At 77.2% G+C, this 19,326-nt stretch carries 20 protein-coding genes; 10 read left to right on the forward strand and 10 right to left on the reverse strand.

Annotated features, from left to right (window positions below; genetic code table 11):
• Nucleotides 1–82 precede the first annotated feature (82 nt).
• From ACRYR9_RS16355 to ACRYR9_RS16370, 4 genes are read right to left on the reverse strand one after another with little or no spacing between them, the layout of a single operon-like run.
• On the reverse strand, nucleotides 83–1,198 hold the full coding sequence (locus ACRYR9_RS16355; protein WP_432496312.1) for an aldose epimerase family protein: 1,116 nt from the start codon (nucleotides 1,196–1,198) through the stop codon (nucleotides 83–85).
• A gap of 10 nt (nucleotides 1,199–1,208) precedes the next feature.
• Nucleotides 1,209–1,466: a hypothetical protein gene (locus tag ACRYR9_RS16360; RefSeq protein ID WP_432496309.1), complete on the reverse strand. Its 258-nt coding sequence runs from the start codon at nucleotides 1,464–1,466 to the stop codon at nucleotides 1,209–1,211.
• Nucleotides 1,463–3,034, reverse strand: coding sequence for a PspC domain-containing protein (locus ACRYR9_RS16365; protein ID WP_432496307.1), 1,572 nt, complete (start codon nucleotides 3,032–3,034; stop codon nucleotides 1,463–1,465). The genes ACRYR9_RS16360 and ACRYR9_RS16365 overlap by 4 nt, the downstream gene beginning before the upstream one ends.
• Nucleotides 3,031–3,432, reverse strand: a complete 402-nt coding sequence (locus tag ACRYR9_RS16370) for a PspC domain-containing protein (RefSeq protein WP_432496304.1) — start codon at nucleotides 3,430–3,432, stop codon at nucleotides 3,031–3,033. The genes ACRYR9_RS16365 and ACRYR9_RS16370 overlap by 4 nt, the downstream gene beginning before the upstream one ends.
• A gap of 126 nt (nucleotides 3,433–3,558) precedes the next feature.
• Here ACRYR9_RS16370 and ACRYR9_RS16375 point away from each other — a divergent pair, with 126 nt between their 5' ends.
• Together ACRYR9_RS16375 and ACRYR9_RS16380 are read left to right on the forward strand one after the other, a co-directional pair.
• Nucleotides 3,559–4,815, forward strand: coding sequence for a sensor histidine kinase (locus ACRYR9_RS16375; protein ID WP_432496301.1), 1,257 nt, complete (start codon nucleotides 3,559–3,561; stop codon nucleotides 4,813–4,815).
• Nucleotides 4,812–5,501, forward strand: a complete 690-nt coding sequence (locus tag ACRYR9_RS16380) for a LuxR C-terminal-related transcriptional regulator (RefSeq protein ID WP_432496299.1) — start codon at nucleotides 4,812–4,814, stop codon at nucleotides 5,499–5,501. Before ACRYR9_RS16375 ends, ACRYR9_RS16380 begins: the two co-directional genes overlap by 4 nt.
• Nucleotides 5,502–5,629: 128 nt before the next feature.
• On the opposite strand, the gene ACRYR9_RS16385 is transcribed toward ACRYR9_RS16380, so the two are convergent.
• Nucleotides 5,630–5,911 carry a hypothetical protein gene (locus ACRYR9_RS16385; RefSeq protein WP_432496296.1) on the reverse strand — a complete coding sequence of 94 codons (282 nt, stop codon included), beginning with the start codon at nucleotides 5,909–5,911 and terminating at the stop codon, nucleotides 5,630–5,632.
• A gap of 123 nt (nucleotides 5,912–6,034) precedes the next feature.
• Here ACRYR9_RS16385 and ACRYR9_RS16390 point away from each other — a divergent pair, with 123 nt between their 5' ends.
• Nucleotides 6,035–7,474: a benzaldehyde dehydrogenase gene (locus ACRYR9_RS16390; protein ID WP_432496294.1), complete on the forward strand. Its 1,440-nt coding sequence runs from the start codon at nucleotides 6,035–6,037 to the stop codon at nucleotides 7,472–7,474.
• 48 nt (nucleotides 7,475–7,522) lie between these two features.
• Here the strand turns inward: ACRYR9_RS16390 and ACRYR9_RS16395 are convergent, their stop codons facing one another.
• Nucleotides 7,523–7,981 carry a DUF4383 domain-containing protein gene (locus ACRYR9_RS16395; protein ID WP_432496292.1) on the reverse strand — a complete coding sequence of 153 codons (459 nt, stop codon included), beginning with the start codon at nucleotides 7,979–7,981 and terminating at the stop codon, nucleotides 7,523–7,525.
• A gap of 149 nt (nucleotides 7,982–8,130) precedes the next feature.
• Between ACRYR9_RS16395 and ACRYR9_RS16400 the strand changes: the two genes are divergently transcribed.
• Nucleotides 8,131–9,978: a bifunctional diguanylate cyclase/phosphodiesterase gene (locus ACRYR9_RS16400; RefSeq protein ID WP_432496289.1), complete on the forward strand. Its 1,848-nt coding sequence runs from the start codon at nucleotides 8,131–8,133 to the stop codon at nucleotides 9,976–9,978.
• Nucleotides 9,979–9,991: 13 nt separating this feature from the next.
• On the opposite strand, the gene ACRYR9_RS16405 is transcribed toward ACRYR9_RS16400, so the two are convergent.
• Together ACRYR9_RS16405 and ACRYR9_RS16410 are read right to left on the reverse strand one after the other, a co-directional pair.
• On the reverse strand, nucleotides 9,992–11,677 hold the full coding sequence (locus ACRYR9_RS16405) for an MDR family MFS transporter (RefSeq protein WP_432496286.1): 1,686 nt from the start codon (nucleotides 11,675–11,677) through the stop codon (nucleotides 9,992–9,994).
• A gap of 73 nt (nucleotides 11,678–11,750) precedes the next feature.
• Nucleotides 11,751–12,338 (reverse strand): TetR/AcrR family transcriptional regulator, encoded by a 588-nt coding sequence (locus ACRYR9_RS16410; RefSeq protein WP_432496284.1) that lies wholly within the window; start codon nucleotides 12,336–12,338, stop codon nucleotides 11,751–11,753.
• 111 nt (nucleotides 12,339–12,449) lie between these two features.
• Between ACRYR9_RS16410 and ACRYR9_RS16415 the strand changes: the two genes are divergently transcribed.
• The 6 genes from ACRYR9_RS16415 (at nucleotide 12,450) to ACRYR9_RS16440 (ending at nucleotide 16,721) form a co-directional block, all read left to right on the forward strand.
• The gene (locus ACRYR9_RS16415; protein WP_432496281.1) at nucleotides 12,450–13,382 is read left to right on the forward strand and encodes an aldo/keto reductase; all 933 of its coding nucleotides are present in this window, start codon (nucleotides 12,450–12,452) and stop codon (nucleotides 13,380–13,382) included.
• Between the two features lie 91 nt (nucleotides 13,383–13,473).
• A complete protein-coding gene (locus tag ACRYR9_RS16420) occupies nucleotides 13,474–14,343 on the forward strand; it encodes a phosphatase PAP2 family protein (protein WP_432496278.1) in 870 nt (289 codons plus the stop codon).
• 7 nt (nucleotides 14,344–14,350) lie between these two features.
• Entirely contained in the window at nucleotides 14,351–14,968 is a 618-nt protein-coding gene (locus ACRYR9_RS16425) for a proteasome activator (protein ID WP_432496276.1), read from the forward strand.
• 82 nt (nucleotides 14,969–15,050) lie between these two features.
• Nucleotides 15,051–15,389: a hypothetical protein gene (locus ACRYR9_RS16430; RefSeq protein WP_432496273.1), complete on the forward strand. Its 339-nt coding sequence runs from the start codon at nucleotides 15,051–15,053 to the stop codon at nucleotides 15,387–15,389.
• Nucleotides 15,390–15,489: 100 nt separating this feature from the next.
• Complete coding sequence (locus tag ACRYR9_RS16435) at nucleotides 15,490–16,464, forward strand: chymotrypsin family serine protease (RefSeq protein WP_432496271.1); 975 nt, start codon at nucleotides 15,490–15,492, stop codon at nucleotides 16,462–16,464.
• The gene (locus ACRYR9_RS16440) at nucleotides 16,461–16,721 is read left to right on the forward strand and encodes a hypothetical protein (RefSeq protein WP_432496268.1); all 261 of its coding nucleotides are present in this window, start codon (nucleotides 16,461–16,463) and stop codon (nucleotides 16,719–16,721) included. The genes ACRYR9_RS16435 and ACRYR9_RS16440 overlap by 4 nt, the downstream gene beginning before the upstream one ends.
• On the opposite strand, the gene ACRYR9_RS16445 is transcribed toward ACRYR9_RS16440, so the two are convergent.
• Together ACRYR9_RS16445 and ACRYR9_RS16450 are read right to left on the reverse strand one after the other, a co-directional pair.
• On the reverse strand, nucleotides 16,702–17,568 hold the full coding sequence (locus tag ACRYR9_RS16445) for an HAD family hydrolase (protein ID WP_432496265.1): 867 nt from the start codon (nucleotides 17,566–17,568) through the stop codon (nucleotides 16,702–16,704). The two genes, ACRYR9_RS16440 and ACRYR9_RS16445, sit on opposite strands and share 20 nt — an antisense overlap.
• 58 nt (nucleotides 17,569–17,626) lie before the next feature.
• Nucleotides 17,627–19,063: a Bcr/CflA family efflux MFS transporter gene (locus ACRYR9_RS16450; RefSeq protein ID WP_432496262.1), complete on the reverse strand. Its 1,437-nt coding sequence runs from the start codon at nucleotides 19,061–19,063 to the stop codon at nucleotides 17,627–17,629.
• Between the last annotated feature and the right edge of the window lie 263 nt (nucleotides 19,064–19,326).

Below are 19,326 nucleotides of genomic sequence, written 5' to 3' on the forward strand. Positions count from 1 at the left end.
CCCCCCCCCCCCCCCCCCCCCCCCCCCCCCCCCCCCCCCCCCCCCCCAGGGGTGGGGGTGGACGGCGCGGGGGCGGGTGGGGTCAGGAGGCGCCGAAGCGGAACTCGGTGACGGAGCGGAACTCGTCGCCCTCGCGCAGCACGGTGGTCGGGAAGCCGGGGTGGTTGGGGGCGTCGGGGAAGGCCTGCGCCTCCAGGGCCAGGCCGGTGCGCGGACCGTACGCCGCGCCCGCCTTGCCGGTGAGGGTCCCGGCGAGGGTCCCGCCGCTGAACACCTGCAGGCCGGGCTGGTCCGTCCACACCTCCAGCGTCCGCCCCGACACCGGGTCCTGCACGCGCGCCGCCCGCGAGGGTTCCCGCTCCCCGCCGGGCACGTCGGCCAGCACGAAGCAGTGGTCGAAGCCCGACCCGCGCTGCAGCTGCTCGTCGCCGGCCTGCTCGCCGTCGCGCAGCCGGTAGCCCACCGGCACCGGTTCGGTGAAGTCGAACGGGGTGCCGGCCACCGGCCAGCGCTCCCCCGTCGGCACGCCGGTGGGGTCCACCGGCAGGAACGCCGCCGCGTCCACCTGCAGCAGGTGCGCCTCGACCGTGCCGCTGCCCTCACCGGCGAGGTTCCAGTACGCGTGGTTGGTGAGGTTGAGCACGGTCGGCGCGTCCGTCGTCGCGGACGTCTCCACCACGAGCGCCCCGTCGATCAGGACGTACTGCACGTGCACGCTCAGCGCCCCGGGGAACCCCTCGTCCCCGTCCGGGCTGAGCAGGGAGAACCGCACCCCGCACGCGCCGGGCACCTCGTGGGCCGTCCACAGCCGCTGGGAGTAGGGGTTCGCGCCGCCGTGGATGGCGTTGCCGCGGTCGGTCACCGGGATGGAGGAGGTGCGCCCGTCCAGGGTGAACGTGCCGCCGGCGATGCGGTTCGCGAAGCGGCCGATCGTCGCCCCGAAGGAACGCCCCTTCGTCTCGTAGGGCTCCAGCTCGGCGAAGCCGAGGACCACGTCGGCCGCGGCGCCGTCGCGGTCCGGGGCCAGCACCGACTGGATGCGCGCGCCGTGCTCGAGCAGCCCGACGCGCACCGTCCCGTCGTCCAGGACCCAGCGGGCGACGGGCTCGCCGTCGCGCGTGCGGCCCCACTCCGGTTCGACCCGGACCCCGCTCCGCCCGTCGTGCCCCGCCCCGTGCCCCGCGTCGTGGTGCGTCACGGGGACGACGTTACCGAGGACAGCGCGAACGGGCCCGTCCCGCCGCGGTCAGGGCGGCGACCACGGTGGCCAGCCCACCCAGCAGCAGCACGCCGGCGACGTTCCAGCCCCACGCCCAGCTCACGCCGGTGACGGCGCGCACCCCGATCGCGGCGGCCACGGCGAGGAACGCGAAGCCCCACACCACGGCCCCCACGTCCACGGTCGTCGCCGGGCCACGGGGTTCCTCCGGCTCCTGCGGCGGGCCCGCCGCGCCGCCGCCCGTCACTGCCCCTCCAGCAGGTCGGAACCGGCCGCGCCCACGCGGACCTCCCCCGCCCACACGACGGCCCGCACGACGGCGACGCCGCCGGGCACGGTCCAGTCCGCGGCGTCCTCGCCGTCGACCTCGGTGGCGGCGGCCACGCGCGCCGCGTCGGGGCCCGCGGCCAGCACCCGCCGGGTGTCCAGGCCGCCCTCCACCCCCGCGCCGTCGCCGCTCGTGCCGGTGGCCACGAGCGCCCGGTCCCCGGAGGCCACGGGCACCACGTCCCCGGCGGTGGCGTCCCAGCGCAGGCTGCCGGCGAGGGCGCGGGCGTCCACGAGCACCGTCGTCCCGGCGGGTGCGACGACCTCCAGCCGGCCGGCGGCCAGGGTGGCGGTGACCGGTTCCGGCACCTCGTCGGCGGCCAGGCCCGAGGGGTCCACGCGCAGCCGCCCGACGGCGGAGCTGACGGCGTCCCGCTCGCGCACCGACTCGGCCGTCGGTGCCCAGGTGCCGTTCACGTCCCAGTGCCAGCCGCCGGAGGGCGGCAGCGTGCCTGCGAGCACGGTCAGCACGGCCAGCGGCCAGCCGAGCCCGACGAGCGCGGTGCGCCGCCCGGCGAGACCGGCCGCCACGGCGCCCGCACCGACGACCGCGAGCGCCGCCGCCGGGGCGAGCACGTGGGCGGGGGCCGGCAGCGCCAGCAGCAGCTCGGCCAGCACCACCAGGCCGGCGGCGAGCATCGCGGCGCCGAGGGTGAGGGTGGTCAGCAGCGGCGAGCCGGGGCGGCGCCGGGCACGGGCGCGCCGGGCGGCGGCGCGGGCCTGCTCGCGTGCGGCGGCGCGGCGCTCGACGGCGGAGCCGAAGCCGGCGCCGGGTCCGGCGGTGAGGTCGGCGGTGAGGTCGGCGGTGAGGTCGGCGAGGTCCTCGACCAGGTCGTCGACCAGGTCGTCGGCTGCCACCGGTTCCTTGCGCAGCGACACGGTCGGCGCGGCGGTGGGCATCGACGCGGTGGGTGCGTCCCGGTGCAGCGCGACGGTGGGGCCGCCCGGGGCCGGGGCCGCGGCGGGGGCGTCCGGCCGCTCGGGGTGACGGGCGCACGCGGCGGCGATGCGGTCGCGGAACAGCCACCACAGCAGGGCGGCGACGAGGCCGGTGACGAGGAACCCCCAGCCGGTGCTGCCGCCGAGCGGGCCCAGCGCCACCCCGGCCAGGCCGACGACGCCCCGCCCCACGGCGAGGTCGAGGAGCACGAGGCCGGCGGCCAGGGCGAGGGCGCCGGAGACGTCGCCGCGGGCGGCGGCCTCCAGCTCCACGCGCCCGCGCGCGTCGGGCAGCACGGCCCAGGCGAGCCCGTACAGGGCCAGGCCGAGGCCGCCGACGAGGACGAGGGCGATGAGCAGGCCGCGCACCAGCACGGGGTCCAGGCCGGTGCGGGCGGCCAGGCCCCCGCACACGCCGGCGAACCAGCGGTCCTCGCCGCGCACGACCCCCCAGGAGCGCACGACGGCGGTGGCGCGGGCCAGCTTGTCGCCGTCCGGGGGCGGGTCGGCGGGCGGCGGCCCGCCGGGGTCGGGGGTGCTCACCGTCACCAGGTCCAGGGGAAGCCGATGCCGGCACCGCCGAGCAGGTCGATCACGACGAGGGCGACGGCGGCGACGAAGGAGGCGGACACGTCGCCGCGGTGCGCGGCCTGCGCCTCGACGCGGCCGGTGGCGTCCGGCAGCAGCGCCCACGCCACCCCGTACAGCAGCAGCCCGACGCCGCCGAGGAGGACGAGGAGAACCGCGAGCGCCCGCACGACGGCGGGGTTCACGCCGAGCCGGTGGGCCAGTCCGGCGCACACGCCGGCGATCCACCGGTCCGGGGTGCGGGTCGCGCCGGTGCGGCGGACCGCGTCGAAGAACCGGTCCGGGGCGGGGCGTCGCGGGCCGTCCGCGGCCTCGTGGCCGGTGCCGGCGGGGGGGCTGGGGAACTCCGTGTTCGTCATGGCTCCACGGTGGCGGGCGCGCGGTGCCGGGGAGAAGGGGGTGGACCCCCGGTTCGACCCTGAGAGGACCCTGAACCACCTCCGGGAGGATCCCCGGGACCGGCCCGGCGTGCCACGATCGCGGTCGTGAGCACGAGCGCAGCAGGGCCCTCCCCCGCACCGGCGGGAGCGCGCCCGCGGCTGGTGCGGCCGGTCGCCGGGCGCCGCGCCGGCGGGGTCGCGGCGGGCCTGGCGGCGCACCTGGACGTGCCCGCGGGACGGGTGCGGGTGGCGTTCGCCGCGCTGGCCGTGCTGGCCGGGGCGGGCCTGGCGCTGTACGCCGTGTACTGGTTCCTGGTGCCCGACGAGCGCGACGCCGGCTCCGGCGGGCGCCGCGCCGACCCGTCGGCGTGGGTGCTCGCCCACCGGGACGCGCTGGTGGGCGGGGTGCTGGTGCTGGCCGGCGCCCTGGCGGCGCTGCGGCTGGGCGGGGTGGACGCCTCCGCACGGGTGGTGCTGCCGGTGCTGGTGGTGGGTGCGGGGGTGGTGCTGGCCTGGAGCCAGCTGGACGCCACCCGCCGGGCCCGCTGGGTGTCCGGTGCCGGCGGCGGGCGCGGCGCGGCGCTGCGGGTGGCGGCCGGCACCTCCCTGGTGCTGCTGGGCGTGGTGCTGTTCCTGGCGCTGGGCGGGGACGCGGCCGCGCTGGGCGGGTCGGTGCTGGGCGCGGTGGCGGTCCTGGCGGGCGTCGCGGTGGTGCTGACGCCGTGGGCGGTGCGGCTGTGGCGGGACCTGGACGCCGAGCGAGCCGCGCTGGCCCGCGAGCAGGAGCGCGCCGAGCTGGCCGCGCACGTGCACGACTCGGTGCTGCAGACCCTGGCGCTGATCCAGCGCCGCAGCACCGACGGGGTGGAGGTGGCGCGGCTGGCCCGCGCGCAGGAGCGGGACCTGCGCCGCTGGCTGTACGGCGACCACGGCACCGCGGCCGGCACCCTGGGTGCGGCGCTGCGGGCGGCGGCGGCCGAGGTGGAGGACGCCTCCGGGGCGACGGTGGAGGTGGTGCTCGTGGGGGACCTGGACGCCCTGGTGCTGGAGCGCGGCACGAGCGCGCTGGCGCAGGCCGCGCGGGAGGCGCTGCTGAACGCCGGCCGGCACGCCGGCGGCACCGTGTCCCTGTACGCGGAGGCCCTCGGTGCCGGCGACCGGCGCTCGTTCGAGGTGTTCGTGCGCGACCGCGGGCCGGGTTTCGACCTGGACGCGGTGCCGCAGGACCGCCTGGGGGTGCGCGAGTCGATCCTGGGCCGGATGGCGCGCGCCGGCGGCAGCGCGTCGGTGCGCCGGCCCGCCGACGGCGGCACCGAGGTGGCGCTGCGGCTGCCCGCACCCGCGCAGGGGGCGGCCTCGTGACGGTGCGGGTGGTGGTGGTCGACGACCACCGGATGGTGCGCAGCGGTGTGCGCGCGGAACTGGCCGCCGCGGCGGACGTGGAGGTCGTCGGCGAGGCCGGCGACGCCGCCGCAGCGGTGGCGGTGGTGCGGCGCGAACTGCCCGACGTGGTGCTGCTGGACGTGCACCTGCCCGCGGCGGCCGGGGAAGCCCCCGCGCCCGGGGCCGGTTCCGGCGGGGTGCGGGTGCTGGTGGACTGCGCGGACCTGCTCGGCGGTGAGCACCCCGTGCGGTTCCTCGCGCTGAGCGTGTCCGACGCCGCCGACGACGTCATCGCCGTCATCCGCCGCGGCGCGCGCGGGTACGTCACGAAGTCCATCAGCGGTGAGGAGCTGGCCGCGGCGGTGCGGCGGGTCGCCGACGGCGACGCGGTGTTCTCCCCGCGCCTGGCGGGTTTCGTGCTCGACGCGTTCGGCGCGGTCGCCGGGGAGGTCGCCGCCGCCGACGACGAGCTGGACCGCCTCTCGGCGCGGGAGCGGGAGGTGATGCGCCTGATCGCCCGCGGCTACGCGTACAAGGAGGTCGCCAGGGAGCTGTTCATCTCGGTGAAGACGGTGGAGACGCACGTGTCGGCGGTGCTGCGCAAGCTGCAGCTGTCCAACCGGCACGAGCTGACGCGGTGGGCGGCGGCGCGCCGGTTGCTGTGAGGGGACGGGCCGCCTGCCGCTGCGCCGCGACCAGCGAGCTGTTCAGCACGAACGAACCGGCCTTCACCACCACGTGAGCAGCGCGCACCCGGGGTTTCGGCCGTTCCGCGCGTTCCCTACCGGACGGACTACGCGCTCATGGCGCCGAGCGTGCACAGCACGAACGTGGTGGCGGTGTACCGGGCGCGTGCCGCCGCCGGCGCGATCTCACCGGTGCAGGTGTTGCCCACGGCGAGGCTGCCGGTGATCGTCGCCCGCCGCCCGAGCCGGTCCGACAGGGGCCCGACTAGCAGTCCGCCGAGCAGGTAGCCGACCGGGTACAGGCACACGGGCAGCGTCAGCGAGGCCCCGGCGGTCTCGGGCGTGCAGCCGCTGCGGATCGCGGTCCACCGCACCGCGTGCCGTGGCACGCGCACACGGCAGCATCGTCGACATCCTTGTCACCGATCCTTGGCGCGGCCGGCGCCCGTGGCACCCTCTGGGGCGGACGGCCGGGCCGGGGGCGCGGTCGGGGACTCGACGAGGAGGACGGCATGGGACTGCTGGACGACGGCGCCTGGCAGGGCGGGGTGTGGACCGGGCGGTGGAGCGAGGGCTCGGGCGGCACGTACGAGGCGGTCGAACCCGCGACCGGGCAGGTGATCGGGCAGGTCGGCCGGGCGACCCCGCGCGACCTCGACGCCGCCGCCGAGCGCGCGGTCGCCGCGCAGCGGGACTGGGCCGCAACGCCCTTCGAGGAGCGGGCACGGGTCCTGCGACGGGCCGGGGACGTGCTGGAGGCCAACGCCGAGGAGATCCAGGGCTGGCTGGCGCGCGAATCCGGCGCGACGCGGCCGTTCGGGGACTTCCAGGTGCGCACCAGCGCCGCGGAGTGCTACGAGGCCTCCGCGCTGCCGAGCCACCCGTACGGCGAACTGCTGCGCACCGGCGCGCCGCGGCTGAGCTTCGCGCGCCGGTTGCCGGCCGGCGTCGTCGGCGTGATCGCGCCGTTCAACGTCCCGACCATCCTGTCCATCCGCGCGGTCGCCCCGGCCCTCGCGCTGGGCAACGCGGTGATCCTCAAGCCGGACCCGCGCACCGCGATCAGCGGCGGAGCGGTGTTCGCGCAGGTGTTCGCCGAAGCCGGTCTGCCGGCGGGCGTGCTGCAGGTGCTGCCCGGGGGCGCCGACGTCGGCGAGGCGCTGGTCGTGCACCCCGCGGTGCGGGTCATCGCCTTCACCGGCTCCACCCGGGCCGGCCGGGCGGTCGGCGCGCTGGCCGGCCAGCACCTCAAGCGCGCGCACCTGGAGCTGGGCGGGAACTCCGCGCTGATCGTGCTGCCCGACGTCGACGTCGCCAGAGCCGCCGCGCTCGGAGCGCGCGGTTCCTTCACGCACCAGGGCCAGATCTGCATGGCCACCTCCCGGCACCTGGTGCACCGCGACGTCGTCGAGCAGTACACCGAGCTCCTGACCGAGCAGGTCGGGGGGATGTCGATCGGCGACCCGTTCCGCGAGGACGTGGCCCTGGGCCCCCTCATCGACGCCGGTCAGCGCGACCGCGTCCACGGCCTGGTCACCGCCAGCGTCGACTCCGGCGCCACGGTGCGCACCGGCGGCACGTTCGAGGGGCTGTTCTACCGGCCCACGGTCCTCGGTGACGTCCCGGTGCACGCCCCGGCCTACCGGGACGAGATCTTCGGCCCGGTGGCGCCGGTCACCCCGTTCTCCTCGCTCGACGAGGTCGCCGACCTCGCCGCCGGCACCGAGTACGGGCTCAGCCTGGGCATCCTGACCCGCGACGTGCACCGCGGCCTGGAGCTGGCCGAGCGGATCCCCTCGGGGCTGGTGCACATCAACGACCAGACCGTCAACGACGAGGCCGTCGCACCCTTCGGCGGGGTCGGCGCCTCCGGCACCGGCTCCCGGCACGGTGGCGCGCAGGCCAACATCGAGGCGTTCACCGAGACGCAGTGGGTGACCCTGCGCGCCTGACCACCGGCCCGCGCCCGGTCCCCCGCGGGGCCCGGGCGCGGCCGCGGCTCAGAAGACCCCGTTCTCCTTGATCTCCTTGGCGCGCGCCCGGTTGCCCCCGACGAGGAAGACCACGCCCAGCGCCAGGTAGAGCCAGTTGCTCTCGATGTCGGTGGGCAGCAGGGCGTGCGGGGAGTTGACGACGAGGCCGGCGCCGGTGATGCCCATGGCGATGAGCGCCAGGGCGTGCAAGATGACGTTCTTGTGCGCCTGGCGCACCGATCCGGAGAAGGCCAGCACGGTGACGCCGAAGAGGAACAGGCCCACCGAGGTGAGGACGCAGACGGTGAACACGCCGAACAGCTCGGCGCCGCTGCGGAAGAAGCCCATCTGGTCGTAGTTCGTCGTGATGCCCGGGATGAGCCCCAGGACCCCCAGGACCATCAGGACCACACCGGTGATCTGGGCGTGCCGCCGGACGGGGCCGCCTTCCTTCTTCGCGGCCTCGACGGCCCTGGTAGCGCTCATGAGCACATCGTGGCAGGAGGTGGCGGCGGGTGCAGGCACGGGTCGCCGGGCGCGAGCCCCGCTCGCCGTGCCGGGGCACCGGTCCCGTGCCACGCTGACCGTCGCCGGGGGACGCGGGCGTCCCCCGGTTCACCGGGGAGGTGGTGGACGTGGTGGGTGTGGTCGAGCCGGAGGCGCCGGCCGCGGGCTTCCCCGTGCCGGCCGACCTGCTGACCTTCGACGAGGCCTGCACGCGGGTCCTGGACTTCCTGGAGCAGCAAGTCCCGCTGGGCTTCTGGGCGATCACCTCCCGGGTGGACGGCCGCCAGCTGTACCTGCACGTGCGCGACGCGGCGTACGGCAAGGGGCCCGGCGACTGGCACGGCTGGTCGGAGTCCTTCTGCCGGCACATGGTCGTCGGGGACGCCCCGCGCATCGCCCCGGACGCGATGGCGGTGCCCCGGTACGCGGCGGCCGGGGTGGCGCGCGAGCTGCCCGTCGGCGCGTACGTGGGCGTGCCGATCCGCGGGGGCGACGGGCGGCTGTTCGGCACCCTGTGCGGGCTGGACCCGCGGGTGCAACCGGCGGAGCTGGAGCGGCACGGGCCGGTGCTGGAGCTGCTGGCGACGCTGCTGGGCCAGGTGCTGGCCGCCGAGCACCTGCGCGCGCAGGCCGACGCCCGCGAGGCGGCGCTGCGGTGGCGCACCCTGCACGACGACCTGACGGGGCTGGCGAACCGGGCCATGTTCCTGGACCGCCTCACCCACGCGCTGGAGCTGCACCGGCGCGACCGGCGGCCGCTGGCGGTGCTGAGCATCGACATCGACGACTTCCGCGCCGTCAACGACGCCCTGGGCCACGCCGGCGGGGACGAGCTGCTGACCCGGGTGGCGGAGCGGCTGCGCGGGGTCGTCGGCGCCGGGGACACGCTGGCCCGCCTGGGCAGCGACCAGTTCGCGGTGCTGGTGGAGCGCGGTGACCGCGGCCCGGCGCAGCCGCACCTGCTGGCGCTGGCGGAGCGGGCGGTGGCGGCGATGGCCGACCACTTCACCCTGGCCGGGCGGCAGGTGGGGGTCGGGGTCAGCGTGGGCGTCGCGGAGGTCGCCGCGGAGGACGACTCCCCCGCACCGACGGCGGTGCTCGCGCACGCGGACGTGGCGCTGGACGCGGCCAAGCGCGCCGGCAAGGGGCGGATGTCGCTGTACCGGCCCAGCATGCGGCTGCCGCAGGCGCGGGACCTGCACCTGCGGGACCCGCTGCGCCGGGCGCTGGCGCGCGGCGAGGTCCGCACGGTGTTCCAGCCGATCGTCGAGCTGGCGACCGGCCGGGTCACCGGCCTGGAGTGCCTGGCGCGCTGGGAGCACGGCGGGGAGGAGGTCGGCCCGGAGGTGTTCGTGCCGCTGGCCGCGCGCAGCAACCTGCTGCCCGCGCTGACCGGGACCGTGCTCGAGCAGGCGTGCGAGCAGCTGGCGCGGTGGTCGCGCGCGGGGCACGGCGACGTGCGGGTCGGGGTGAACGTGCCGCCGGAGCTGCTGACCGACCCCGCCTTCCCGGCCGCGGTGGGCGAGCACGTGCAGCGGCACGGGCTGCGTCCCGGGCAGCTCGTGCTGGAGATCACCGAGGACGCGCTGCTGCGGGACCTGCCGGCGGCCCAGGAGGTCACCGGGCGCCTGCACGAGGAGGGTTTCAAGCTGTCCCTGGACGACTTCGGGACGGGGTACTCCTCCCTGCTGCACCTGCGCTCGATCCCGCTGGACTCGGTGAAGATCGACCGCGGTTTCACCGCCGACGTGGACGTGTGCCCGCGCGCCCAGCAGTTCCTGAGGGCGCTGCTGACCCTGGGCCGCGACCTGGGCCTGGGGGTCGTCGTGGAGGGCGTGGAGCGTCCCGCTCAGGCGGAGGTCCTGCGCGAGCTCGGCGCGGTGCAGGCGCAGGGCTTCCTGTACGGGGAACCGGCTGCGGCCGGCGACCTCCCCCCGGGAGAGCTCGCCGGCCGCAGCGCGCCGCGGAGCGCCTGAGCGGCGCCCGCCGTCAGGAGCGGGGGCCGGGGGCGACCTCGCCGTCGGCGCGCGCGGAACCCTCCACGGAACCCTGCGCGGAACCCTGCGCGGGCACCTGTGCGGTCGTCGGCGCGCCCACCGGGGCGCTCGCACCGGCGGCGGCCTGCTCGCCCAGCAGTTCCGCCTCCCCCTCGCCGACGGGGGTGGTGGAGGCCAGCGGGACCTCCGGCAGGAACAGGGCGATGACCGTGCCCAGCAGGAACATCGGCACCAGCCAGCCGAAGATCGGCGTCAGCGAGGTGGCGTAGGCGTCCACCACGCCGTCGGCGACGGCGGGCGGCAGCGAGCGCACCAGTTCCGGGGTCAGCGAGGAGGTGCCGTGCGCGCCGGCCCCGGCCCCGGCGGGGATCGCGTCGCCGAGGCGCTGGGTGAGGCGGCTGGTGAAGATCGTGCCGAGGACGGCGACGCCCACGGTGACGCCCAGCTCGCGGAACAGGTTGTTCGACGAGGTCGCCGTGCCGATCTCGCGGGGGTGCACGGCGTTCTGCACGGCCAGCACGATGATCTGCATGAACAGGCCCAGGCCGGCCCCGAGGACGCCGACGTACGCGCACAGCAGCCACAGCGGGGTGGACAGGTCCATCGTGGACATGCCGAACATGCCCGCGGCGGCGACGAGGGTGCCGGCGATCGGCAGCGCCTTGTAGCGACCGGTCTTGGAGACCACGGCGCCGGAGCCGATGCTGGTGACGAGCAGCGCCGCGACCATCGGCAGCAGCAGCAGCCCGGACTCGGTGGCGTCCACGCCGTAGGCCATCTGCAGGTACGTGGGCAGGTAGGCCAGCGCGCCCATCATCCCGGCGCCGACGACGAGGCCGAGCAGCGTGGTGACGACGAACGTGCGGTTGCGGAACAGGCGCATCGGGATGACGGGCTCGGAGGCGCGCAGCTCGATCAGGACGAACGCGACGGCCAGCACGACGGTCGCGGCGCTCAGGCCCAGGATCGTCGCCGAGCCCCAGGCGTGCTCGGTGCCGCCCCAGCTGGCGACCAGCACCAGGCCGGTCAGCGCGAGCGCCAGGGTGATCATGCCGGCGTAGTCGATCTTCGCGGTGTTCTTGCGCTGGGGCAGGTGGATCGTCAGCGCGGACACGGCCAGCGCCACGGCACCCAGCGGCAGGTTGATCCAGAACACCCAGCGCCAGTCGACGGAGTCGGTGAGCCAGCCGCCCACCAGCGGGCCGGCGACGGCGGAGACGCCGAACACCGCACCCATGGGGGCCATGAACTTCGCGCGGTCCTTGGCGGGCACGACGTCCGCGATGATCGTCTGCGACATGATCATCAGGCCGGCGCCACCGAGGCCCTGCAGGCCGCGGAACAGGATGAACTCGACCATGCCCTGCGCGAACCCGCACAGCGCGGAGCCGAGCAGGAACAGCGAGATGGCCAGCAGGAACAGCTTCTTGCGGCCGACGAGGTCGCCGAGCTTGCCGTAGACCGGCATGGCGACGGTCAGCGCCAGCGTGTACGCGGTGATCGTCCAGCTCATGTGCTCCAGGCCGTCGAGCTCGCCGACGATCGTGGGCAGCGCGGTGCCGACGATCGTCTGGTCGAGGGAGGCCAGCAGCATGACGAGCATCAGGGAGGCGAAGATCCACCCGACGCGGGGGGCGCGGTCGGCCCCCGGCTGAGCGGGCGGTGCGGTGGCGGTCACGGGCGTCTCCTGGTGTGCGGGGCGTGAACGGGGAGGTCCGGGGGCCGCGTCGGCGGGTGGGCCGGCGGGCGGGTCAGCGGGTGATGCCGCGCAGCGCGGCGAAGGCGGCGCGCACGGCGGCGACGGGGTCGGCGGCCGGGTCGTCCATCCAGCTCTGCGCGGAGACGCGCGACAGGGTCGCGACGCAGGCGGCCAGCACGCGGGCGCGCACCTCGTCGCCGTCGGGTTCGCGCCGGCGCACGGCCTCGGCCAGTTCCTCCTCGGCGGCGGCGATGCGCCCCAGGACGACCGGCAGCAGGACGGGGTTGTCGTGCACGACGCCGAACAGGCGGCGGCTGTCCTCGCGGTGGGCGACGGAGCGCTCGGTCTGGGTGACGAGCATCTCCTCCAGGGCGTCCAGCGCCGGCCCGGTGCCGGTGCGGAACGCCGCCAGCAGGTCTGGTTCCCAGCCGGGCGCGAAGTGCAGCAGCGCCTCGTCCTTGGACGGGAAGTAGTTGAAGAACGTGCGGCGGGAGATGCCCGAGCGGGCGGCGACGTCGTCGACGGTCACCTCGGCCCAGGGGCGCTCGCAGGCCAGGTCGAGCGCGGCGCGGGCGACGGTGGCCGTGGTCTCGGCGCGGCGGCGCTCGCGCAGCGGGGCGAGGGGCGGGACGGTGGGCACGCTCCTACTTTGCACACCGTGCAAAGTAGGCGTCAAGTGCACAGTGCGCACCGAGTGCGCCGAACGGGTGCTCCGCGCGCGCACCGCGCCCGGCAGTGCTGGGGTGGGCCCATGACCCGCATCGGAACCTCCGACCTCGACGTCCGCCCCCTGTGCCTGGGCGGCAACACCTTCGGCTGGACCTCCGACGAGGCCGAGTCGCACCGCGTGCTCGACGCCTTCGTCGACGGCGGCGGCGACTTCATCGACACCGCCGACGTCTACTCCTCCTGGAGCGAGGGCGGCGCCGGCATCTCCGAGACGATCCTGGGCCGCTGGTTCGCGAAGTCCGGCAAGCGCGACGCGGTCGTGCTGGCCACGAAGGTGGGCAAGGCCCCCGGCCTGGAGGGGCTGGCCGCCGGCACGATCCGCGAGGCCGTCGACGCCTCCCTGCAGCGCCTGGGCACCGACCGCATCGACCTGTACTGGGCGCACGCCGACGACGAGACCACGCCGGTGGAGGAGACCCTCGGCGCCTTCGACGAGCTCGTCACCGCCGGCAAGGTCCGCGCCCTGGGCGCCTCCAACTTCACCGGCCCCCGCCTGGAGCTCTCCCTCGAGACCGCCCGCCGCGAGGGCTTCACCGCCTACACCGCGCTGCAGAACGAGTACAACCTCGTCGCCCGCGAGGAGTACGAGTCCGGCCCCGCCGGCGTCGTCGCCGCCAACGGCCTGGCGATGGTGCCGTACTTCTCCCTCGCCTCCGGGTTCCTGTCCGGCAAGTACCGCCCCGGGCAGAGCGCCGACAGCGCCCGCAGCGCGAAGGCGTCCGCCCACCTGGAGTCCCCGCGCGGGCAGCGGGTCCTCACGGCCCTGGACGAGGTCGCCGCCGCCCACGGCGCCGAGGTCGCCTCCGTGGCGCTGGCCTGGCTGCGGCACCAGCCCACCGTCCTGGCCCCGCTGGCCAGCGCCCGCACCGTCGAGCAGGTCGCCCCGCTGCTGGCCTCGGTCGACCTGGAGCTGAGCGACGAGGAGGTCGCCGCGCTGGAGCGCGCCTCCCGCTGACCCACCGCCCCCCGCACTCCCCCGCACGACGTGCGCGGGCTCTGCACGCTCCGGCGACGCACCCCGCGCACACGTGCCGCACAGTGGGGAGGTGACGTCCAGCACCGCCCCCACGGCCCCGGCGCCCACCCTGCGCGGCCCCGGCCGCCGCGGCCTCGGCCGCTACGCCGCGACCGCCGCCCTGCACACCGCCGCCCTGGCCGTCCTGTACGTCGTGTGCGTGCGCACCGCCCGCGGGCAGGCCGCCGAGGACGCCGTGCACCGCCTGGCCCTGGACTCCCCCGACGCCGGGCTGCCCGCGCCGGCCGAGCGGCTGCTCGACCTGGCCGGGCGCCTCGAGCCGCACCACCTGCTCGCCGGCGCCGCGCTCGTCGCCCTCGCCGGGCTGGCCCGCCGGGCACCGGGCCGCGCCGCCCTGGGCCTGGGCGTCGCCGCCGGCACCCTGGGCCTGACGGAACTGCTCAAGCTCGTCCTGCTGGAGCGCCCGAACCTGCTGGAGGCCTACGCCGGCGGCGGCAACAGCCTGCCCAGCGGCCACACCGCCGGCGTGCTCGGCGTGTGCCTGGGCCTGCTGGTGGCCGCGCCGCCGCGCTGGCGGGTGCTGCTGGCGCCGCTGGGCGCACTGGCCTCCGGCGCGATGGGCGCCATGGTCGTCGCCGACGGCTGGCACCGCGTCAGCGACCCGCTGGCCTCCGCGCTCGTCGGCACCGCCGTCCTCGCCCTCGCCCACGCGCTGCCGTGGGGGCGGCGCGGGCGGTGGCTGCGCGGGCGCCCGGCCCCCGGGACCCTGGCCGCCCTCGCCGCCGGGGTGCCGGCCGCGTGCGCGCTGGCCCTGGTCGCCGCCTACGCCTGGCCCGGCGCCGGCCTGGGCGTGGCCGTGGCGGCCCCCGGCCTGGCCGTGGCCGCCACCGTCCTGCTCGCCGCCACCGCCCTGCCGCGGGAGGTGCGCGCGCGGGGCTGACGGCAGGATGGGGGCCATGTCCCAGCAGCCCTCCCAGCAACCCCCGGAAGACCCCACACCGCCGGACGTGCGGCGCGAGCCCGCCGACGGCGCCGACCCGCGCGTGGTCGTCGTCACCCCCCAGGGCATGGGCATCGCCGAACCGCCCGAGGAGGGCGAGCCCGGCCCGGCGGACCTGGTCAGCCAGCCCGCCAAGGTCATGCGCATCGGCAGCATGGTCAAGCAGCTGCTGGAGGAGGTGCGCTCCGCGCCGCTGGACGAGGCCGGCCGGCACCGCCTCGCCGAGATCCACGACCGCTCCCTCTCCGAGCTGGAGGACGGCCTGGCCCCGGACCTGGTGGAGGAGCTGCGCCGCATCGCGCTGCCCTTCGCCGAGGGGGCCGCGCCCTCCGAGAGCGAGCTGCGCATCGCGCAGGCCCAGCTCGTCGGCTGGCTCGAGGGCCTGTTCCACGGCATCCAGACCGCGCTCGTCGCCCAGCAGATGGCCGCCCAGGCGCAGCTGCAGGAGATGCGCCGGGCGCTTCCGGGCGCGATGGGCCCGGCGGGTGCCGCGGGTGCCGCCCCCGGGCAGGCGCGCGGCCCGGGGCCGCGCGCGCAGCCCGGCGGCACCGGCCAGTACCTGTGAGGCGGGAGCCCTGAAGCTCGCGTTCTGGCGCCGCACCCCCGACCCGCTGGGCCGGGGGGTGTGGTCGCGCGCCGAGCACTCCGTGGACCGGGCGGTGCGCCGCGTCGAGCAGGTCGTCGACGGCTGCCCGCCCGGCCCCGAGCGCACCGCGCTGGAGGCCTACCTGCCCCGCGTGGACCTCGTCGCCCGCGCCGTGCGCGCCGCGTGCCTGCGCGCGCAGGCCGAGGCCCCCTCCGAGGGGTTCACCGTGCCCGGCGGGCCCGAGGGCCGGCACCCCGAGGTGCACCGGCGCCTGACCCGCACCGCCACCGCGTGCGCGCAGGTCGCCGAGGCCGCCGCGATGGTCCGCGTCGGCGGCGGGTCGCTGGACGCCGTGGAGCGGGCCGTGGTGCGCGCGGAGGAGCTCGCCGGGCTGCGCTGAGCGGCGGGGCGCACGCGGCACGCACCTCGGCCGCCGTGTCGGAGAGCCCTGTCAGAGTGTGCTCGTCAGACCACGGAACGCTCACCAGGGAGATCCAGCGGTGCACATCGACAACGCGCGCGAGCTCAAGGCCCAGCTGCGGGCCCGGTCGGTCGCGGTGACCTCGCTGGCCGCGCCGCGGGGCGTCGCCAGCGTCGGGATCAGCGTGCTCGGCCACGGCCCCGGCGGCCCCCGCTACGGCGTGGCCGTGCGCCACTCCGGCCTGCGCGGCGACGCCCTGCTCGACCACGCGCGCGCGCTCGCCGGCACCGCCGCCGCCGCCGAGCTGGACGTGCGCGACGTCGGCCGCGTGCGGGCCCTGTCCACCCCCGTCGAGGGCCGCACCTGGACCCCCGGGCAGCTGCGGCGCCGGGTGCGGCCCCTGCACCCCGGCCTGTCCATCGCGCACCGCGACGTCACCGCCGGCACCCTGGGCGCCTTCGTCACCGTCACCGGCTCCGACGGCCTGTACGCCCTGTCCAACAACCACGTCGTCGCCGACTCCGACCAGGCCGCCCTGGACGACCCCGTCCTGCAGCCCGGCCCCGCCGACGGCGGGCGCGAGCGCGACCGCGTCGGCCGCCTGGCGCGCGCGGTGCCGCTGGAGGCCGGCGGCGGCAGCACCGTCGACGCCGCGCTGACGCTCCTGGACGACACCGAGGGCCACGACCCCGCCTACCCGGTGGGGCGCCTGGTCGGCTGGGCCGAGGCCGACGACGAGGTCGCGGTCGAGAAGGCCGGGCGCACCACCGGGCACACCCGCGGGCGCATCAGCGCCATCGAGCTGGACGACGTGGCCGTGGAGTACCCCGTCGGGGTGGTCAGCTTCGACGGGCAGCTGGAGGTCACCGGCACCGGCGGCGCGTTCTCCGCCGGCGGCGACTCCGGGTCCCTGGTCTACCGGCCCGACACCCGCCAGGCCGTCGGGCTGCTCTTCGCCGGCAGCGAGCGCGGCGGCGAGGACGGCACCGGGCTCACGTTCTGCAACCCGATCGGCCTTGTGCTGGACGCCCTCGGTGCGACACTGGTGGTGTGAGCCCAGGTGACACCTCCGGTGTGGCCCCCTCTTCCCGGGGCGAGGTCGGTGCCGCGCGCGCCGCGAAGGCGCACGTCCGTCAGCTGGTGGGCGGTGACTCGCGCGTGAACGGCATCGGCCTGACGAAGTGGGAACGCTCGTGGGCGGTGAGGGTCAACGTCGCCGACGACGCGGACCGCCCCGAGCTGCCCGAAGCGGTCGACGGGGTCCCCGTCCTCGTGCGCGGCATCGGCCCCGTCACCCCGCACGGCGGCTGAGCAGCCGCTCCAGCACCACCGCCACCCCGTCGTCCCCGCACGCCGGGGCGACGCCGTCCGCCGCGGCCAGCGCGTCCGGGTGGCCGTCGGCCACCGCGTACGAGCGCCCGGCCCAGCGCAGCATCTCCAGGTCGTTGGGCATGTCCCCGAAAGCCACCACGCCCTGCGGGCCGACCCCGCGCTCGCGCGCCACCTCCGCCAGGGTGCTCGCCTTGCTGACGCCCAGCGCCATCACCTCGACGAGGGAGTCGACGGCGTTGGAGTGCGTCACCGACACCAGCTCGCCCACCGCCGCCCGCGCCGCCCCGAGCATGTCGTCGCTGGAGACCCCCGGGCACTTGGCCAGGACCTTCACCACCGGAGCGCTGCCCGCCAGCAGCTCCTCCAGCGGGCCCACGCGCTGCTCCATGCCCGTGTCGAAGCGCGTCGCGTAGGAGTCCTCGCGCTGGAAGCCGCTCACGGCCTCCAGCGCGAACCCCGTGCCCGGCAGCACCTCGCGCAGCCGGCGCGTCACCTCGCGCACCACGTCGGCGTCGATCGGGTGCTGGTGCACCACCTCACCCGCGTCCAGGTCGAAGACGACCGCGCCGTTGGCGCACACCACCCGCCCGCGCAGGCCCGCCTCGGCCGCCAGCGACGTCACCCACCGCGGCGGGCGGCCCGTCACCGGCACGACGGGGATGCCGGCGGCAGCGCACGCGGCGAACGCGTCCAGGGTGCGGCGGGACAGGGGGCGCTCGCGCGGCACGACCGTGCCGTCCAGGTCGGTGGCGACCAGCCGCCAGCCGGCGGCGAACCCCGCCTCCGCGGCGTCGTCGACGGTGCTGGCGGGCGCCTCGGTGCTCACCGGTCCATCGTGCCAGCCGCGGCGGCTCTCAGCCGGGCAGGACGGTGACGGGCCGCCCTCACCCCGCGGGGGCGACCGCGACGGGCCGGGCGCGGACGGCCACCAGCAGCGAGCAGCACGCCGCCAGCGCGGCACCGACCATGACCACGGCCATGGCGCGCTCGTCCCCGCCCAGCAGCCCGGCCACGCTGCCCACCGCGCCGCCGAGGCCGAACTGCGCCGCCGTGACCAGCGCGGCCGCCGAGCCGGCGGTGCGGCCGTGCTCGGCGAGCGCGCAGGTGACCGCGTTCGGCGAGATCAGCCCGCCGCTGCCCAGCAGGAACCACAGGGCGACGAGCAGGCCGGCCAGGCCGCCGGCCCCGGTGAGGACCACGACGAGCAGGACGAGCGCGAGCACCGCGGTCGTGGGGACGCCGACGCGCAGCAGCGTCAGCGGGGCGTACCGCCCCACCAGCGCGGCGTTGAGCTGGGTGCCCCCGACGAGGGCGACCCCGTTGACCGCGAACAGCAGGGAGAACTGCGCGGTGCTCAGCCCGTGGACCTCCTGGAGCACGAACGGCGAGACGGAGACGTAGCAGACGATCACCGACATGGCCAGGCCCGGCAGCAGGGCGAACCCGACGAACCGGCGGTCGCGCAGCAGCCGGGCGTAGGTCCGCAGCGCCTGCCCGAGGGTGTGGCGCACCCCTCGTCCGGCACCGGGGCTCGCGGCGCCGTCCGGGCGCGTCTCCGGCAGGCGCCGCCGCACGGCCAGCAGCAGCACCACGCCCGCCACCGCCAGCACGACGAACACCGCGCGCCACCCCGCGACGCCGGCCAGCGCCCCGCCGACCGTCGGCGCGAACAGCGGCGCCACCCCGATGACCAGCACCAGCCGAGACATCAGCCGCGCGGCGGCGGCCCCGGTGAACAGGTCGCGCACCACCGCCATGCCGGTCACCGCGCCCGCCGCCACGCCCAGGCCCTGCAGGAACCGCAGCCCCACGAGCAGCGGCAGGCTGGGGGCCACCGAGCACAGCAGCGACGCCACCGCGAAGACGGCGAACCCGACCGCCACCGGCGGACGGCGGCCGTAGCGGTCGCTGAGCGGGCCCACGACGACCTGCCCCAGCGCCATCCCGACGAGGACGACGGTGATCGTCAGCTGGGTGGCCGAGGCGGTGGCACCCAGGTCGTCGGCCACCTGCGGCAGGGACGGCAGGTAGAGGTCGGTGTTGATCGCCCCCAGCGCCGCCATCGAGCCCAGCAGGACCACCAGGCCGAACGTGCGGGGCGGGGCGGGGCGCTGATCGCCCAGCGGCTCGGGGACCGCCGGGCCGGCGGCGGAGGGGGCGACGTCGGCGGTCGCGGCGTCGGCGACCGCGGTGGCGGGCTCGGGCACCTCGTCGGCGCGGGGCCGGGGGGCGCCGGGCGCCCCGGCGCGCTGCGGCGGCGGGCACGGCCTCACCTCCCGGTCCGCGGCGGTGGGGTCGGGGGACGGCGAACTGCCGGGCACGGGCGGTCTCCTGGGCAAGGGGGGTGGGCCGGTCGCGCGCCGGGGCCCGCGACGGCTCCACGTCGGCCCGCGCAGCTGCGCACCGGCCGTTGCCCCGACGTACGGGAGGTGCCCCCGAACCGGTTCCGTGAAACGTCACACCCCCGATCCATCCCCCCACTGGGGGGGGGGGGGGGGGGGGGGGGGGGGGGGGGGGGGGGGGGGGGGGGGGGGGGGGGGGGGGGGGGGGGGGGGGGGGGGGCGGGGGGGGGGGGGGGGGGGGG

The organism is Kineococcus auxinigenes (assembly GCF_050871525.1).
In the GTDB taxonomy this organism is placed as follows: Bacteria; Actinomycetota; Actinomycetes; order Actinomycetales; family Kineococcaceae; genus Kineococcus.

What these genes read in the sequence shown, in the direction of transcription:
- ACRYR9_RS16425 (WP_432496276.1), top strand. Translation starts at nt 14,351, where the DNA reads ATGGGGGCCATGTCCCAGCAGCCCTCCCAGCAACCCCCGGAAGACCCC.
- ACRYR9_RS16395 (WP_432496292.1), bottom strand. Translation starts at nt 7,981, where the DNA reads ATGAGCGCTACCAGGGCCGTCGAGGCCGCGAAGAAGGAAGGCGGCCCC.
- ACRYR9_RS16415 (WP_432496281.1), top strand. Translation starts at nt 12,450, where the DNA reads ATGACCCGCATCGGAACCTCCGACCTCGACGTCCGCCCCCTGTGCCTG.
- ACRYR9_RS16390 (WP_432496294.1), top strand. Translation starts at nt 6,035, where the DNA reads ATGGGACTGCTGGACGACGGCGCCTGGCAGGGCGGGGTGTGGACCGGG.
- ACRYR9_RS16370 (WP_432496304.1), bottom strand. Translation starts at nt 3,432, where the DNA reads ATGACGAACACGGAGTTCCCCAGCCCCCCCGCCGGCACCGGCCACGAG.